15 protein-coding genes are annotated in these 16,483 nt (G+C 35.1%); 7 read left to right on the forward strand and 8 right to left on the reverse strand.

The features are described 5' to 3' along the window. Positions 1 to 104: 104 nt before the first annotated feature. Together RIV7116_RS00370 and RIV7116_RS00375 are read right to left on the reverse strand one after the other, a co-directional pair. Complete coding sequence (locus RIV7116_RS00370) at positions 105 to 746, reverse strand: MAE_28990/MAE_18760 family HEPN-like nuclease (RefSeq protein ID WP_015116264.1); 642 nt, start codon at positions 744 to 746, stop codon at positions 105 to 107. Then, positions 743 to 1,852: a DUF262 domain-containing protein gene (locus tag RIV7116_RS00375; RefSeq protein WP_015116265.1), complete on the reverse strand. Its 1,110-nt coding sequence runs from the start codon at positions 1,850 to 1,852 to the stop codon at positions 743 to 745. The genes RIV7116_RS00370 and RIV7116_RS00375 overlap by 4 nt, the downstream gene beginning before the upstream one ends. Positions 1,853 to 2,204: 352 nt before the next feature. Here RIV7116_RS00375 and RIV7116_RS00380 point away from each other — a divergent pair, with 352 nt between their 5' ends. Beyond that, entirely contained in the window at positions 2,205 to 3,614 is a 1,410-nt protein-coding gene (locus tag RIV7116_RS00380) for a serine/threonine-protein kinase (protein WP_015116266.1), read from the forward strand. Between the two features lie 103 nt (positions 3,615 to 3,717). Further along, on the forward strand, positions 3,718 to 4,446 hold the full coding sequence (locus RIV7116_RS00385) for an SIMPL domain-containing protein (protein ID WP_015116267.1): 729 nt from the start codon (positions 3,718 to 3,720) through the stop codon (positions 4,444 to 4,446). Positions 4,447 to 4,566: 120 nt separating this feature from the next. On the opposite strand, the gene RIV7116_RS00390 is transcribed toward RIV7116_RS00385, so the two are convergent. Together RIV7116_RS00390 and RIV7116_RS00395 are read right to left on the reverse strand one after the other, a co-directional pair. Then, a complete protein-coding gene (locus RIV7116_RS00390; RefSeq protein WP_015116268.1) occupies positions 4,567 to 5,337 on the reverse strand; it encodes an SDR family NAD(P)-dependent oxidoreductase in 771 nt (256 codons plus the stop codon). Positions 5,338 to 5,409: 72 nt separating this feature from the next. Next, complete coding sequence (locus tag RIV7116_RS00395; RefSeq protein WP_015116269.1) at positions 5,410 to 5,625, reverse strand: hypothetical protein; 216 nt, start codon at positions 5,623 to 5,625, stop codon at positions 5,410 to 5,412. A 159-nt stretch (positions 5,626 to 5,784) separates the two neighbouring features. On the opposite strand from RIV7116_RS00395, the gene RIV7116_RS00400 reads away from it, so the two are divergent. The 5 genes from RIV7116_RS00400 (at position 5,785) to RIV7116_RS00420 (ending at position 11,777) form a co-directional block, all read left to right on the forward strand. Beyond that, positions 5,785 to 6,639: a substrate-binding domain-containing protein gene (locus tag RIV7116_RS00400; protein WP_044290695.1), complete on the forward strand. Its 855-nt coding sequence runs from the start codon at positions 5,785 to 5,787 to the stop codon at positions 6,637 to 6,639. A gap of 6 nt (positions 6,640 to 6,645) precedes the next feature. Further along, positions 6,646 to 8,652 (forward strand): ATP-binding protein, encoded by a 2,007-nt coding sequence (locus RIV7116_RS00405; RefSeq protein WP_015116271.1) that lies wholly within the window; start codon positions 6,646 to 6,648, stop codon positions 8,650 to 8,652. Positions 8,653 to 8,789: 137 nt separating this feature from the next. After that, the gene (locus RIV7116_RS00410; RefSeq protein WP_015116272.1) at positions 8,790 to 9,323 is read left to right on the forward strand and encodes a methanogen output domain 1-containing protein; all 534 of its coding nucleotides are present in this window, start codon (positions 8,790 to 8,792) and stop codon (positions 9,321 to 9,323) included. A gap of 440 nt (positions 9,324 to 9,763) precedes the next feature. Then, complete coding sequence (locus RIV7116_RS00415; RefSeq protein WP_015116273.1) at positions 9,764 to 11,104, forward strand: ATP-binding protein; 1,341 nt, start codon at positions 9,764 to 9,766, stop codon at positions 11,102 to 11,104. 139 nt (positions 11,105 to 11,243) lie between these two features. Then, positions 11,244 to 11,777, forward strand: coding sequence for a methanogen output domain 1-containing protein (locus RIV7116_RS00420; protein ID WP_015116274.1), 534 nt, complete (start codon positions 11,244 to 11,246; stop codon positions 11,775 to 11,777). A gap of 138 nt (positions 11,778 to 11,915) precedes the next feature. On the opposite strand, the gene RIV7116_RS00425 is transcribed toward RIV7116_RS00420, so the two are convergent. The 4 genes from RIV7116_RS00425 to RIV7116_RS00435 all read right to left on the reverse strand — a co-directional run bounded on the left by RIV7116_RS00425 (position 11,916) and on the right by RIV7116_RS00435 (position 16,228). After that, complete coding sequence (locus RIV7116_RS00425) at positions 11,916 to 13,097, reverse strand: cysteine desulfurase family protein (protein WP_015116275.1); 1,182 nt, start codon at positions 13,095 to 13,097, stop codon at positions 11,916 to 11,918. A 134-nt stretch (positions 13,098 to 13,231) separates the two neighbouring features. Next, the gene (locus RIV7116_RS36250; protein WP_015116276.1) at positions 13,232 to 13,387 is read right to left on the reverse strand and encodes a hypothetical protein; all 156 of its coding nucleotides are present in this window, start codon (positions 13,385 to 13,387) and stop codon (positions 13,232 to 13,234) included. A 381-nt stretch (positions 13,388 to 13,768) separates the two neighbouring features. Further along, entirely contained in the window at positions 13,769 to 15,238 is a 1,470-nt protein-coding gene (locus RIV7116_RS00430; RefSeq protein WP_015116277.1) for an RDD family protein, read from the reverse strand. A 285-nt stretch (positions 15,239 to 15,523) separates the two neighbouring features. Further along, positions 15,524 to 16,228: a DUF4336 domain-containing protein gene (locus RIV7116_RS00435; protein ID WP_015116278.1), complete on the reverse strand. Its 705-nt coding sequence runs from the start codon at positions 16,226 to 16,228 to the stop codon at positions 15,524 to 15,526. Positions 16,229 to 16,483: the final 255 nt, after the last annotated feature.

Consider the following 16,483-nt stretch of genomic DNA (forward strand, 5'->3'; position numbering starts at 1 on the left):
CGGAGAGTGTACGGCACCAAGCAATTATTGTGGCAATCGCGTAAGTCTAGAGTAGTTTAATTAATAGTCATATTCCTTCTTAATTGTATTTTCTGTTATGAGAATCAACTTCGCATATAGTCTTTATTAATAGCTGCATTTTCTATCTGGTTACGAAAGATATCAAGCATTGCAATAATTTCTAAGTGTAACTCTATATACTGCTCTTTATCAAAGACTGAATATTCACCGTGTGCAATTTCATTTCTAGCCTTTAGAAGCTTAGTATCAATTAAAACTGATTTTGTAGAGTATGGTGAAAAGTCAATTCCTAGAACATGAGTTATTTCTTTAAAAATTTCGGAAGAGAGATTTGATGCAGTCGAAATTACATCTTTTGGCAGCTCACACCTTTGATTTAATTCGTCTAAGAAAAAATCACAAACAGGTATATATAGTGAAGGCTTATTTGTCTCTTTTGCCTCATCAAGCTTTTCTTTCATTGCCAAAGCCAAAAAATTACTAGCAAGGTCTTTATAGCAAAGTTTTTTCACTCTGACGTATTCTAAATAGGAATTTCCTGCTATTTTAACGAAACCTTCCCAGTGAGCATAAAGAAGACATATTCCACTCCTAATTAACGCATTATGTTTGGCTAGAGAAAATTTAGTTTCTATTAAGGATTTAATGTCTGAAAGCTCTTTTTTTCGCCAAGCAAGCTCATTCGATAGTTTATCACTTAGTTGTTCGGCAGTTCTAAGCTTCATTGGGGAGAAAATTCCTTTCTACCAAGGGGAATAATACGGGAAAAACGTCTTGTATTATTTCGTCCCATTAGCGACCATTGTCTATAAGTTTTATCAGACCAGATATTTTTGATCCGAGACGATATTTCATTTGTTTGAAGTGGGTTTTGATAGTGGTATGCAATTCCCAATGCGATTATTTCATATGCTGGCAAGTAAAAGCCTCCAACAAAATCATCTCTATCAGGAATGTATCTCTTAAAGCTATCATCACCTAAAGCTTCATCAAGAATATCAAATGTTTGTTTAAACGCTTTTTTTATATGACTATAATCAAATTCTTTATTGAGAGCCATTTCACGCATTTCATCTGTCAGAAAATTACTAACATCTCCTCTCAACTTTTTAAGGTATTCCTCTTCTTTATCAAAAAGAAGGATAAAACGCAGTACTAATTCCATGTCATACTGCTCTTCATAAAGTCTATCGCTTAAAGCAGTACAGCTTCTAAATGATTCATAATTAGCAAGTGACCTAATAAATTCATATAAATCTTTATTCAGCATTATAAGAATACAATTTCTTACTTCTTGAGGTGTAGCAACTAAGCCTCCTGTATTCAGTCGCTGAAACAATTCATATTTAACCATTTCATCGCTTTCTTTTTCAACAATATTAACTGCAATTTTGGCTCGCTTAATTAATAAACGTTGTGATTGAGTAAACGAATTTTCTTTGTCATTTGGATCGTCCCATTTTTTGCCTTCTAAAGAAGGTAAGTAGGTAGTTTTTTGCAAAGAAACAGGCGATTTATCTTGTTCAGAACCTTCAGTTTTCAAAATACCCACAAATTCATATATTGTGGATAATCTTTGAACACCATCAACAACATCCCAAACGCCATCATCTCTTTGACTAACAAAAATTGGTGGAATTGGTATTCCTAAAAGTATTGATTCTATAAAGGTTGATTTTTGATGATCTGACCAACGGAAAAACCTTTGAAAATCCGGATGAATATCAATTTCATCATTTTGATAAAGGCTAATCCACTCACCAATAGACATTGAATATCCATCGGTACGAATTTCTTGCCTTGTTTTATCAATTTCTTCTTGCAGGAGCATAATTTAAAGTCTTCTAAAATGCTATCTGTATAGCTAGTTTTTATGAACAGCGATACTCAACTATTTTATCGCTAACCCAAGAAATATAATCTGCTAATTACCTTGATGATTAAACATCAGCTTTAATTAGTTTCTTCATAAATTTGCAAATGCTTTCGATTATACATGTCTTGTCAGATGTACTCAATTTTCATTTATGCCTCTAATTTGTATAAAACATATGTACTAATAGGATAAGATTTTTTCAATCCTAAATTTGGGAAACCCTACTCATGCAAGAATTCACACTCTCTGTGGAAAAGCTAAAATGAAAGTAGGGGTTTAAGACTGTGGAATTTCTGTATAGAAAAATATGAAAAGTGAAATTTTAGGTTCCCGCTACTCAATCCGAGAGCAACTGGGTAAGAAACCTGGAAGATACACCTATTTAGCATTAGACGAAGCAACTCATGATTTAGTCGTTGTCAAATTGCTGAAGTTTGATCGTGATTTTGAATGGGATAGTTTAAAACTTTTTGAACGAGAAGCGGAAATCTTAAGAAATCTATCTCACCCTTTTATTCCTCAATATCTTGATTACTTTGAGGTGGATTCAGCCGAAACTAAGGGTTTTGCTTTAGTTCAAAGCTATATTGATGCAAAATCTTTGGAAGAACAAGTTAAAACAGGAAGGACTTTTAACGAAGCTGAATTAAAAGAAATAGCTGAGAAACTTTTAAATATCTTAATTCATTTACATCAACTCAAACCTGCGATTGTTCACCGAGATATTAAGCCTAGTAATATTTTACTCACAAATCGTTCCGGGAATAGCGTTGGTGAAGTTTATTTAGTAGACTTTGGTTCGGTACAAAATATTACAGTTGTTGAAAACACGACTTTAACTGTTGTGGGAACTTACGGTTATATGTCACCAGAACATTTCGGTGGACGTGCTGTTCCTACTTCCGATTTATATAGTTTGGGAGCAACTTTACTTTATCTTGCAACTGGAATTCACCCAGCAGATTTTCCTCAAAAAGATTTACAAATTCAGTTTGAAGATAAAACCCAATTAAGTCCGCATTTTACTAGCTGGTTAAAAAAGGTATTAGAACCCAGTAGGGAAAAAAGATTTAATTCAGCAGAAATGGCGTTAGCGGCTTTACAAAAACCGGAAATAATTAGCCAGAATATTGATAACAATCTTGGAATTAAACCCGTTGATACCAAAATACATTTACATCAAAATGCCGATAACATAGAAATTATCAAACCATCAAGAGGATGGACTTTTAGTTCCATTGAAAAATTAATTACAAATACATTTTCTACTGTTATTGGCTTAGTTTGCATTATGTTTCTATGGCATATTCCGCTGATTGGATGGCTGATTTCGGTGATGATTGCTTGGTTAGGAGTTTTAAACTGGATTGATTTTATATTTGAAATATTTGGCACAACTCAATTAGTTATAAACCAAAAGGTCATTTTTTTGAGTTACCAACTCTTTGGCATAAAATACGAAAAAGTTAGACCATCTGCTCGCAAAAATATAATTAAACTAGAATACACTAACTCTTTTATTAAAGAAGCTAAAAAGTCAAACGGAAAGATTTCATACAAAGAAGTTTCACCGACAATCATTGTTTGGGCAGGAAATAAACAATATAAACTTACCGGAATAACTCAAACAGAAGTCGAATGGCTGCTCAAAGAACTTAGCAATTCTTTAAAATTACCTTTTCAACGTCGAGTCATACCTATAATTCAATCTGATTAATTAGGAATTCAAGACAGAGGCTTATTATCCCCATTCTAGGTTTTAAGAAAGAAAATAATCATATAATATATAGCATCGCAAGATAAAAACAGGGGCAAATCAGATGCTTGCAGAAAATGATTCTTTACTAGGTGAAAATAGTTCTGCTGCTACAAATAGGGACCCCCTAACTGGTGGCATTAGTTTTAACAATGGTATAGACAGCGATCGCAATATTTTACAGGTTACCAGCATTGGAGAAGTCACGGTTCCTACTAGTATCACTACGGTTGATTTAGGAATTCAAGTAGAGGGAGAAACAGCCAACGAAGTTCAGCAAGAAGTGGCTCAACAAACAACGAATGTTGTGGATGTGCTAGAAAAACTTCAGGTAAAAGAACTCCAAACTACCTCCGTGCGATTATTTCCAGTTTATAGCTTTGAAAACGATACTCGAACCTTAACCGGCTTTGAAGCTCAGAACACCCTTTCCTTTGAGTTGCCTAACGAAGAAGCAGGAGCCGCTATCGACGCAGCAATTGCAGCAGGTGCAAATTTAGTACAAAACATCAGTTTTTCAGCCTCAGATGAAGCATTAAAGCAGGCACGTTTGCAAGCACTTAATCAAGCTGTAGAACAAGCTCAAATAGAAGCTGGAACTGTTTTTAATACATTAAACTTAGTTTCACAAGAGATTGTGGGCATTGAAATTTTATCAGTTGATGAGTCAAACCCAATTTCTCAACCGCTTCGATTTGAAGCAAGCGCAGCCAGAGACACAACGCCAATAATTGGCAGCCCTCAAAATGTACAAGCAACAGTTGCTTTGGATATTCTTTACAGTGAACAGTGAACAGTGAACAGTGAGCAGTGAACAGTGAACAGTTGGGAATTGGTAATTGGTAATGGGTAATTGGTAATTGTAAATTTTCTACCCCCTCTTCCCCCTCTCCCCCCTCTTCCCCATCCCCCTCTACCACGGCAAACGATTACCATCCCAAGAGAAAAACTCTCCACTATCTTCTGGCTTCAGGTTTGTAATAACACTAAGTAATAGCTTGACTGTATGTTCTACGGGAAATAATTTCTCAGGGGGTACGTTGCGTTGAAAAGGCTGTGAGAGTTTGGTATTTGTTGTCCCTGGATGCATTGTCACGACTATGGTTTTAGGGCATCTTCTGCTGTATTCTATTGCCGTAGTCCGCATAAACATATTTAAAGCAGCCTTTGATGCTCGATAACCGTACCATCCGCCTAAGCGGTTATCACCGATACTTCCTATCTTGGCAGAAATACATGCAAAGATATTTTTTTCTTTATGTTTGAATAAAGGTTGCAGGTGTTTGGCTAATAATATTCCCCCGATACTATTAACCTGGAAATAGCGCATTAAATTTTCGGAGTTGATTTGTCGCAGGCTTTTTTCGGGCTGTATTTCTTCTTCATGCAAAATTCCCACGCAGTTAATTACTAAATGTAGCTTGTCTGTTTCGGCGCTGATTTTTTCTACTGCTGCGGATATTTGGGACTCTTGAGTAATATCCACTGCAAGGCAAACTAATTTTTGTGCAAATTCTTGTTGTAGAGAAATTAATTCTTTGGCAGAATCAGCATTACGATAGGTAGCATAAATTTTAGCAATACTATTATCTTGCAATAAAGCTTTAACAAAACCCAAACCAATCCCTTGACTGGCACCAACAATTAAAGCGTTTGCGTTATCAATTTCTTTTATTACTGACATAATTAACAGTGAGCAGTGAACAGTGAACAGTGAGCAGTGAGCAGTTACCAACTAACAACTAACAACTAATTCTTAATCCTTCCTCCAACAGCGGATGCAAAAAGAAAATACGGATATTACTACTGCAAGTTCAACTGCTACTTGAATAGTTGTGGGGCTTAAAGAAAAACCCCAAACTGTGATTAAAGTTCCTGCGATCGCGGCTGATATACGAAGAACTTCTTCTTCAATTTTTATTGAAAACCAAATAATTGCCAAACCGATTGTTAAAAACAGTAAATAATTCATTCTCGGATAAAACAATCAAAATTGATGCATAAGTAAAGTAATAACAGAATTATCAAGAATATTTTTGATTTTAGAGCAAAACAAGTAATATTTCTGTCAATGTGGGAAATATATAACTATACCAATTCAGGTACTAGTCTATATTGCTGCATACAACTCATGAATAAAAACCTTGTACTTACACTAGCATTCGGAGTCGCTGCTTTCTTGGGAACAACAAGCTGTAGCTCTAGTAACTCTACCGAAGCAGAAGTAAAAACTCAACAGGAAATAAAGCTTGGTGGTTCTAGTAGCACCCATGTAGCAATTAAATTGCTAGGTGATGCTTACGAAACTCAAAATCAAGATATCAAATTCACTTTTTTACCTCAAGGGCAATCCGGAGGTAGTATCGCTGGAGTCAAAAACGGATTAAGGGATATTGCTGGTGCCAGTCGCAAGCTGAAACCAAAAGAAGATGACGGTTCTGTTATATACAAGCAGCTTGCAACTGATGGATTGCTCGTAGCAACTCATCCCAGCGTCAAGGGAGTCAATAATTTAACGACAAAGCAACTCAAAGCAATTTATAGCGGTGCCGTAACGAATTGGCAGAAACTAGGCGGACCAAATGCAGAAATTGTGGTTTTAGATCGCCCCGAAGACGAGTCTGCTAAAAAGCTTTTACGCAAGTACTACCTGGGAAAAGAACTGAAAACTGCCCCAGAAGCAGCAATCATGCGTTATGAACCAGAATTAATAAACGCTGTACAAAATACTCCCTATAGTATTGGCGCTTTTTCACTTGCTTCGAGCATCTTGAATAAATTACCAGTTAATCGTCTGAGTCTTGATGGTATAGAACCCACTCCAGCAAATATTAAATCTGGTAAGTATAAGATGGTACGTACTATTGGTATTGTTTGGAATAAAGAACCTTCAGAAGCAACCCAAAAATACCTGGATTTTGCATTTAGCGAAAAAGGAGCAGAAATTTTAAATAATTCTGGTTTCGTACCATCAACTCAGAAATAAAAGTAGATGTTTAAACAAGCTTATTCAAAACTCCCTTTAAAAGCCAAAATTCTTTTACCTTTACTTTTAGTTTTTATGAGTATCTGGACTTTGGGAACAATTAGCTTCGGCTATTTCTTTACCCAGCGTCTAGAAGGAAAGCTCAAAGCCGAGACAAAAGGAGTTGCTTCTTTAGTTACAGATACTTTAGAGCGCGAAAAAAAACTATTATTTTTGAAGGCAAGATGGATAGCTGACTCAAAAGAAGTTTCTCAGCTAGTAGTGCAAAAAGATAAAGCTGCATTATTAAGAACTTTATTACCCTTAAAAGAATCATTGCAACTGGATCTAATTACAATTATCGATACCGATGGTGGGATACTCGCACAAGTCAAGCAAAAAGAAATAATTTCAGTAAAGCTAGATAATGCAGCTATGAATCAAGCTGCTAGTCTTGGAATAGATTATTTTAATGTTATAGCAACACAAGATAATACAGCCTCCTTGCTAATTGGTTTAACTTCGGTAAAATCTACTGAAAAAATTTTAGGGGGAGTTATTGCCGGGACTATAATTGATGATGAGGTTTTGACTCGTATCCGTTCTAATGCAGAACCACATTTGGTTAAAATCCAAAATGAACAAGTAACTGCATCCACTTTAAGCAGTGCTAAAAGTAATTATTGGCAAGCTCCAAAAACTAAATCGCGACCACAAAAAGTTAATATAGCAGGTGAAAATTATATTGCTTATTCTGTAGCAATTATTGGATTAGACAATACAGTCTCAAAGCTAGTATTGCTTAATTCCGTTGCATCTTTAGAGAAAACTCAACAGAAAATGTGGATGAGTATCACAATTTTTTCTATAGTTGTTGCAATTATCTTTAGCTTTGTTGTATTCAAAGTAATAACGTTGGTTACGAATCGAATTATTTATTTAACCGAAGCAACCAATATAATAGCTAACGGTGACTTTTCGACTTGTATTGATGTAGATGGAAATGATGAAATTAGCATTTTAGCTAAAAGTTTCAACTACATGAGCGGTCAACTTGCTTTATTGTTACAAAAGCAAAAAGAAATAAATGAAGAATTAGAAAAAAATAACCAAACTCTAGAGCATCGAGTAGAATCAAGAACTTTAGAGTTAAATGAGAAAAATACATATCTTGAAGAAACTTTGCAGGAATTACAACGTACTCAAGCCCAAGTAATTCAAAGCGAGAAGATGTCTTCTCTCGGACAAATGGTTGCAGGTGTAGCTCACGAAATTAATAACCCCGTCAGCTTTGTACATGGTAATCTCGAACCTGCCTGCGAATACGCTCAAGATTTAATTAAAATTATCGAACTCTATCAACAACATTATCCAGAGCCAGTAGAAGAAATTCAAGAAGAAATCGAAGCTGTTGAACTAGATTTTCTCAAAGAAGATTTTGTGAAATTGCTTGATTCGATGCAAAATGGAACCGAAAGAATTAAAGAGATAGTTTTATCGCTGCGAAATTTCTCCCGACTTGATGAATCAGAATTTAAACAAGTAGATATCCATGAAGGTATTGATAGTACCTTACTAATTTTACAAAATCGTTTTAAATCGAAACCCGAACATCCCGAAATTGCAATCATTAAACAATATTCTTCCCTACCAAAAGTTGATTGTTATGCCGGACAATTAAATCAGGTGTTCATGAATATTCTGGTGAATGCAATTGATGCATTAGAAGATGAAATTAATAAAAATGAAAATATAAATAAAACTTTTAATCCTCAAATTCGAGTTTCTACAGAACTATTTGATAATCAAAATATTGTGATTCGCATTGCTGATAATGGTTCGGGAATCCCGCCAAATGTTCAATCGAAATTATTCGATCCATTCTTTACAACTAAAGAAGTTGGTAAAGGTACGGGATTGGGTTTATCTATTAGCTATCAAATTATAGTAGATAAACATCACGGTAAGTTATCTTGTGAATCCTCCGAGCGAGGTACAGAATTTATTATTGAAATTCCGATTAGTCAGAATTAATTGCTTTATTTCTTGCATTACTAGCTCCTTTAATGAATTGCTTAGTATTGCAAAAAACTAGCAATGATATTTCAGGCAGATTTCAGGGAACTATAAAACTGTGTTCAGTTTATCAGTTTGTATAGGAATATCTTGCCATGACACAATCACCTATTAATGACACTTCAAACCAAAATCTTAATGTACGATTAGAACGCGATGTATTTCTTCGTACCTTAGTTAGAGAACTCTCTGGAACTTTAGAGAACGTAGTTGGTTTAGAGGAAGCTTCAGGGTTTATTAGCGTAGTAGGGCAAACAATGGGTAGAGAAATAGATGAAGAATATAAATCTGCCCTTCAAGTAAATAGTCTTTCTCGTAAACAAGTTGCGAAGGTTCTAGTTGACTTAAAAAAACGCATTCAAGGGGATTTTTACATTCTTGAAGAAAGCGACGAAAAAATAGTTTTTGGAAACCGTGTTTGTCCATTTGCGGAAAAAGTTATTAATCGTCCTTCGATGTGTATGATGACTTCCAATGTTTTCGGTTCTATTGCGGCTGAAAATTTGGGTTACGCAAAAGTTGAATTACAAGAAACTATTGCTCGGGGTGATTCTGGATGTAGAGTTGTGGTTTACTTAGAACTTACTGAAGAATCTGAAGACGCTCAAGGTAGAGAATATTTTAAATAGCGGCATTGCTGAATTGAAATATGAACTTGTTTTTATTGTATTTACTAGCCCCCTAAATCCGGCAATTATGGGGGAATTTATATGATTTTTCTCCCCTAAAATTGAGGGGCAAATCATACTGTTAATCAGCAACGCCTAAATAGCTATAGCACTTAATTGCTTTTACTGTGTAAGAGTAAAGCTATCACTATAAAGCCAAACTCCGTTAACTAAATTCAGTTTACCTTCATAAAGAAATAGTATGAAATCTTAATGCTTTAACATGTCTGCCAGAATATACATCTTGCTCGTAGCAGCTAGCGAGCAAGATATTCGCAACATTAAAATCAGATTGTTATATCAACTTTTCACTATTATTTTAAGTAATTTTAAACAATTACTTATTACTCATTACATATTTCACAGATGTAAGCAACAAATTTAATTGCGATTAATATTTTATGAATCCCGAAGAATTTCTGACAATTGCAAGAGTTTTACCAGAGCCTTTACTTCTTATAAACACTCAGGGAGATATTTTATCAACAAACCACGCTTTAGCAAAAATTCTTAACTATAAAAGAAGTGAATTACGGAATAAATTGCTGACAGATTTAACCTTAGAATCATCAGATGAAATCATAAGATACCTGCAAGCTTGTTCTAAGAGTCGGCAAATGATTGTTACTTCTCTAAATTTTTGTATAAATAATGGAGAAACTTTGTCTTGTCGTTGTGAAGGTGCAGTGATTCAACCATCATCATCTTCTCATCCTGCTATAATCCTCTTACGTTTAGAAAATCTTGCTTCTGCAAATAATCAATTTACTACACTTAACGATAAAATACAAAAATTAATTGCAGAAGTCCGTAAACGCAAACAAGTAGAAACTACTTTACGAAAATCAGAATTAGATTTACGAAAAAAAGCAGAAAATTTAGAAGAAACTCTTAAAAAACTTAAACTTACCCAGTTAAAACTAATTCAAAGCGAAAAAATGTCTTCTCTCGGACAAATGGTTGCAGGTGTAGCTCACGAAATCAATAATCCAGTCAGCTTTGTATATAGTAATCTTGTTCCTGCCTGCGAATACGCTCAAGATTTAATTAAAATTATCGAACTCTATCAACAACATTATCCAGAGCCAGTAGAAGAAATTCAAGAAGAAATCGAAGCTGTTGAACTAGATTTTCTCAAAGAAGATTTTGTGAAATTGCTTGATTCGATGCAAAATGGAACCGAAAGAATTAAAGAGATAGTTTTATCGCTGCGAAATTTCTCCCGACTTGATGAATCAGAATTTAAACAAGTAGATATCCATGAAGGTATTGATAGTACCTTACTAATTTTACAAAATCGTTTTAAATCGAAACCCGAACATCCCGAAATTGCAATCATTAAACAATATTCTTCCCTACCAAAAGTTGATTGTTATGCCGGACAATTAAATCAGGTGTTCATGAATATTCTGGTGAATGCAATTGATGCATTAGAAGATAAAATTAATAAAATTGAAAATATAAATAAAACTTTTAATCCTCAAATTAAAGTTTCTACAGAATTATTTGATAATCAAAATATTGTTATTCGCATTGCTAATAATGGTTCGGGAATCCCGCCAAATGTTCAATCGAAATTATTCGATCCCTTCTTTACAACTAAAAAAGTTGGTAAAGGTACGGGATTGGGTTTATCTATTAGCTATAAAATTATAGTAGATAAACATCACGGGAAATTATCTTGTGAATCTTCCGATGAAGGTACAGAATTTATTATTGAAATTCCGATTAATCAAAAATAATCATTTTATCGCAGTTTTCGGTTGAGCCGGATAAATTTAAAACCTCACCCTTGTTAAGCAGAGGGATGGATGATATCTTCTCCGATATTTTGGGGAATTATAAAACTGTATCTACCAATTGACTGAAAACAGCATCACCATGACAAAATCTTTAGTTACTGAAACTTCAATGAGTTCTCTTGATGTTTCTTTAGAAAGTAACTTATTTTTGCGTACTTTATTTCGAGAATTATCAGGAACTTTACAAAAAGTAGTTGGTTTAGAAGAAGCTTCGGGGTTAATCAGCGTAGTTGGTAAATCTATGGGTAGAGAGATTGATCGAAAATATAAATCTGCCCTACAAGTGTATAATCTTTCTCGCGAGCAAGTTGCCGAAGTTTTAGTGGATTTAAAAAACAGGATTCAAGGCGATTTTTATATTATTGAACAAACCGATGAAAAAATAGTTTTTGGCAATCGTGTATGCCCATTTGGGGATAATATTAAAAATCGTCCTTCAATGTGCATGATGACTTCTAACCTTTTTGGTTCCATCGCTGCTGAAAATCTTGGTTATGCAAAAGTAGAACTCCAAGAAACTATCGCTAAGGGCAATCCAGGATGTAGGGTTGTGGTTTACTTAAGACTTACAAAAGAAGCTGAGAATGCCCCCGGTAGAGAATATTTTAAGTAATCAATCAAAAGTTTCTTGATTTGCGTTTCGCAATTTACAGAATCCTTCCTTAAATACATCGTAAAAATCTAAAAATTGAGAAACCCGGTTTTTCAAAAAAACCGGGTTTCTGTTTTCAGCTAAAACCCAAATTATCGCTTAAATCATTACCGCTTGCTTTCGCAGACTTTTTACCGTAGAGATAAAGTGTTCGGCAACTCGATTAATTTCTTCCTCTGTATTAAATCTTCCGATACCAAAACGAACGGAAGCATAAGCTAGCTTTTCCGAATGTCCCAATGCTGTTAAAACGTGGGAAGGTGCGGTATTTGTTGACGAGCAAGCCGAGCCAGAGGAAACTGCCATGATTGGCTGCAATCCCAATAATAATGCCGAGCCGTCAACTCCCTCAATGCTTAGATTTAGGTTCCCTGCTAATCTTTGGGTGGGATGCCCGTTGAGATAGACTCCTTCTAACTGAGAAATCTGTTCCCACAAGTTTTGTCTGAGTTGAGCAATAAATTTATTTTCTTTAACTTGATTTTTTAAAGCAATTTCCACAGCTTTGCCAAATCCCACGATTTGCGGTGTATACAATGTTCCAGAGCGTATACCCCGCTCCTGACCGCCACCGTGTTGCTGGGGAGCTAAAACCACCCTGGGTTTGCGGCGACGCACGTACAAAGCACCGATACCTTTTGGTCCGTAGACTTTATGTGCTGTTAAAGACATTAAGTCGATATTCATTGCTTGTACGTCCAAAGGTATTTTACCAATAGCCTGAGCGCTATCTGAATGGAAAATAATATTACTTTCGCCTTTGCTGCGATCGCGACATATGGCACCAATTTCTGCAAGCGGTTGTAAAACCCCAATTTCGTTGTTAGCAGCCATGACTGAAACTAAAATAGTATCGTTACGGATGGCTTTTTCTAAATTATCAAGATTAATAGTTCCATCTTTTTCTACGGGAAGAAAAGTAATATCAAAGCCCAAAGTTTTCAAATAATTACAGGGATCTATAATTGCGCTATGTTCTGTTGCAATAGTAATAATATGTTGACCTTGGGAAAAATAAGTTTCTGCAACGCCTTTAATAGCTAAATTGTTCGCTTCTGTGGCACCGCTAGTAAAAATAATTTCTTCTGGAGAAGCATTAATAGCTGCTGCAATTGTTTCTCGCGCCTTTTTTACGGCAGCTTCTGCTTCCCAACCGTAAATATGACTGGTACTTGAAGCATTACCAAAGTGTTCGGTGAAGTAAGGTAGCATGGCATTTACTACATTTTCATCGACTGGTGTTGTAGAGTGGCAATCGAGGTAGATGGGACGTTGAGGCATGGTTACTTACTTGTAGCAGCTTACAAAATTCTTGTTCGCGATATATTTGCAACAGAACGTTCGCGCTAGATATATAGGGATATTGCGCGAACGTTATTAGTTAAATATGAATTTCTCAAGAAAAATGATACGAGCTAAAAAGCGGCAAGCGATACAGCGATAGTTAATGCACAAATAAACCCGATCGTTAAAAAAGCAATAGTGAAATAAGGAGCGCGATTGATACTATCTAAATACTCATTTCTTTTTCTGTCTTCTTCTGTTAAATTTCCATAAGACATTTGTCCCATGATTCTTCCTCCTTTGCTTAACTCTTAAAAAAGATAAGTTGTATAGCTCTCGAACTCATACTCTTTTAATTTAGCTACAACTCTTCCTCTAATGAACAACAAATAAACAAATATCCACAAACATTTAGTTTTTGTAATTCATTAAAACATAACTTAAAGATTGGGTTGATTTATCGATATTTATAAGTTCATAGAATTACATATATCTTAATTGTTTCGACATTAAAGTTTTTAATTATGGCAATTTATGTTACTCTCGGCTATTTACTTATTATATATGATAGGTTTCGATAGTTGTTTATTACCAATTACCCATTACCAATTACCCATTACCAAACCTCACAGATATGATAACTGTTTAACCGAACATGATATTAAAATTTATTTACGGACAACTATAGTTTTAGCTAACATGTCATGTAAACCTTGTTTTTTTGAAGTAAACATCGTCATTATAAATCCTATCATTAACATTATAATTGAAATCAATTTGCTCCAATACCTAATATTAGCTTGCATGAAAGAAATTTTTTCATTGCTTAAATCGACAACTTTAATGCCTAAAAGTAATTTTCCTAAAGTGCCTTTTAATTTAGAACTTTCTAAACCAGTAAAATAAATCCAATTCAAAATCAAATTTAGAACTAAAGAAAATTGCGCGATCGCAGAAATATCAGGGGCTGACAAAATTAAACTACCCAAAAACCACCCCGAAGCTCCAAATAATCCCCCTGCCATACTCTCTGAGGTAAATTCATTATCAAAACCGAGGGAGGAACTCAAAAAACCGCCTGTGAATATACCAATTAATGATAAAAAGATAAAATCAATTTGATAAGCAAAAAACCTTCTGATAAGACTTACATAATTATTTTTTTCTTTAGCAGCATAATCATCAGGGAGAATCGTCGGAGGTATATTTCCTTGTGATTGATTAGCCGGTTTACTTGCTGGTTTATGACTATTAGTTTCTGCCAGCTTTTGTAATATAACTTGAGTATTTTCAGGTCGTGATGATGGTATATGTTCCATCATTTGGTCGAGTAAAGATGCAAATTCTGGTTTAACCCCTAAAGTCGCTTCTCGCCATTTTAATTCCCCGGTTTGAGCATTATAAAAATCACCCGGTTCTCTTCCAGTAAGTAAGAAAACAAAAGTACGTCCTAAAGCGAAAAAATCCGATTGTTGAATAGCTTGTCCGTGCATTTGTTCCGAAGGAGAATAACCAGCAGTCATGATTCCCGTAACTTGTCCTTGAACCTGCTTGGCGATATAAGTTTCTGTTACTTGACGCGCGCTACCAAAATCAATCAAAGCTAAACGACCGTTTGGTCTTAACATAATATTTGATGGTTTGATATCGCGATGGAAGAAGTTTTGACTGTGAACTTGTTGCAGAATCTTAACAACTTCTCCTAACCATTGAATTGCTAATTTTTCATCTATAGGGCGTTGTTGTCGTTGTCTGATATATTCCCACAAATCCAAACCTTCAATTTTTTCCATTACCAAGCAATGAAGCGGTTCGTTACTGCTTCTAGAAAAATAAACAAAATAGCTATCGGATTCTACCTGGGGAATACCGGGATGATTCAAAGACTTTAAAACCTCCGCTTCCCGTTGGAACAATTCCACAGCTTTAGGATGATTATTAATCAGCACTTTCAGCACTTTGTTGGTATTGCTTCGGGTTTCGTTAACCTCATAGGTTTTACCGAAGCCACCACCACCAAGTTCCTTGACTACCCGATAACGCCCTTCCAGCAGCAATTCCGAACCGCAGCCAAAGCAAAATAGAGTATTATCAGGATTTTCTGGCTTCTGACACAAAGGATTAATACAGAGGCTCATTTTTACGGATGGAGTCACAGCTTTACGTGCTAGTTTAACTCCCCTAGGATGTCAAGCAAGGGTAATTTCCCATAACAAGCACTCCGAAGTGGTGAAGAGGAGAAAGGAGTTAGGAGTTAGGAATTAGAAGTTATAACATTCCTAAATCATTTGTGAGATTTGAGAAACCCGGTTTCTGACACCTATGTTTCTCACAACTCAATAAACCTTTAATTGACGATCCACATCCTTCGGGTGAAAGTTGGTAACTCACTACTGGCAACTGATACTGATAACTAATTATTGTTAACTGGACAAAACCCACTCATACCCTTTTTTGAGCTTTTCTTTTGCTGCTTTTTCAAGAATACTACCGTGAGCTACAATCACTCTTTCAAAGTCCCAGTTAAGCACTGTTTGAATAGATTCTTTGACCTTTGCTTTTTCTTGTATTGCTAATTTTTCTAATATTGAAGGTTCCAGTTTCTTGTAACCTCCGATAACTCTCATAGTTAGCTGGGTTGTAAAAGGAAAACTATCATCAAAATAGAAAGCTGTATCCGTTAAAATCAAACTTTGACTTTCTCTGTGAAAGAAAACAATTTCATTTAAACTAGAGACTCCTTTCAAGTCCAATATTTTAAACCCTGCAAATAAAAAATATTCAATTTCGTCTTCTTGCCCAAGTGTACCTTGCCTAAGAACGTCGTCAATTTTAATATCTGGACGTTTAGATTCTAAACCCGGAGCAGCGAAAATCTTAGCATTAGGATAAATAGACTTGAAATCAGAAATAGAAAGATGATGATAAAGATTAGGAGCAATTATCTGACTTACTTCTCCAATATCGTTGATTTGATTAATAGTTGCTTCATCAACCATTATTGGGGAAATAACTACAATTTCACCGCTTTTGTGGCGAATAACAGTCATTCTCGTACCAACTTCCAAGCCCCAATATCTTAATTTTTGTTCGGCAACCCAGATGTTGCTATCGACTTTCTTCAGCATAGTCAATCACCTATAAGGGAACAAAACATAAGCATAAAAGACAAGGAGATTGAGAAGTAAGGAATTAGTAATTAAAATTTACAGATTCTTTATTGGCTAGCCACTACTCAATCCAGGGTACCCCACTCTGTAGACTCATTTCATATGTACGGATGCATAAATATGCTAAAAAGCTAGTGCTTTACGGTCATAAAAGAAATATTTTTTATACTTTGGATTAAAAAATACAACTTCTCCCAATGACTGATGGCATTG

The sequence above is a fragment of the Rivularia sp. PCC 7116 genome (assembly GCF_000316665.1).
Lineage (GTDB): Bacteria > Cyanobacteriota > Cyanobacteriia > Cyanobacteriales > Nostocaceae > Rivularia.

What these genes read in the sequence shown, in the direction of transcription:
- RIV7116_RS00430 (WP_015116277.1), bottom strand. Translation starts at nt 15,238, where the DNA reads ATGAGCCTCTGTATTAATCCTTTGTGTCAGAAGCCAGAAAATCCTGAT.
- RIV7116_RS00410 (WP_015116272.1), top strand. Translation starts at nt 8,790, where the DNA reads ATGACACAATCACCTATTAATGACACTTCAAACCAAAATCTTAATGTA.
- RIV7116_RS00425 (WP_015116275.1), bottom strand. Translation starts at nt 13,097, where the DNA reads ATGCCTCAACGTCCCATCTACCTCGATTGCCACTCTACAACACCAGTC.
- RIV7116_RS36250 (WP_015116276.1), bottom strand. Translation starts at nt 13,387, where the DNA reads ATGGGACAAATGTCTTATGGAAATTTAACAGAAGAAGACAGAAAAAGA.
- RIV7116_RS00385 (WP_015116267.1), top strand. Translation starts at nt 3,718, where the DNA reads ATGCTTGCAGAAAATGATTCTTTACTAGGTGAAAATAGTTCTGCTGCT.
- RIV7116_RS00420 (WP_015116274.1), top strand. Translation starts at nt 11,244, where the DNA reads ATGACAAAATCTTTAGTTACTGAAACTTCAATGAGTTCTCTTGATGTT.
- RIV7116_RS00405 (WP_015116271.1), top strand. Translation starts at nt 6,646, where the DNA reads ATGTTTAAACAAGCTTATTCAAAACTCCCTTTAAAAGCCAAAATTCTT.
- RIV7116_RS00370 (WP_015116264.1), bottom strand. Translation starts at nt 746, where the DNA reads ATGAAGCTTAGAACTGCCGAACAACTAAGTGATAAACTATCGAATGAG.
- RIV7116_RS00435 (WP_015116278.1), bottom strand. Translation starts at nt 16,228, where the DNA reads ATGCTGAAGAAAGTCGATAGCAACATCTGGGTTGCCGAACAAAAATTA.
- RIV7116_RS00390 (WP_015116268.1), bottom strand. Translation starts at nt 5,337, where the DNA reads ATGTCAGTAATAAAAGAAATTGATAACGCAAACGCTTTAATTGTTGGT.
- RIV7116_RS00415 (WP_015116273.1), top strand. Translation starts at nt 9,764, where the DNA reads ATGAATCCCGAAGAATTTCTGACAATTGCAAGAGTTTTACCAGAGCCT.
- RIV7116_RS00395 (WP_015116269.1), bottom strand. Translation starts at nt 5,625, where the DNA reads ATGAATTATTTACTGTTTTTAACAATCGGTTTGGCAATTATTTGGTTT.
- RIV7116_RS00400 (WP_044290695.1), top strand. Translation starts at nt 5,785, where the DNA reads ATGAATAAAAACCTTGTACTTACACTAGCATTCGGAGTCGCTGCTTTC.
- RIV7116_RS00375 (WP_015116265.1), bottom strand. Translation starts at nt 1,852, where the DNA reads ATGCTCCTGCAAGAAGAAATTGATAAAACAAGGCAAGAAATTCGTACC.
- RIV7116_RS00380 (WP_015116266.1), top strand. Translation starts at nt 2,205, where the DNA reads ATGAAAAGTGAAATTTTAGGTTCCCGCTACTCAATCCGAGAGCAACTG.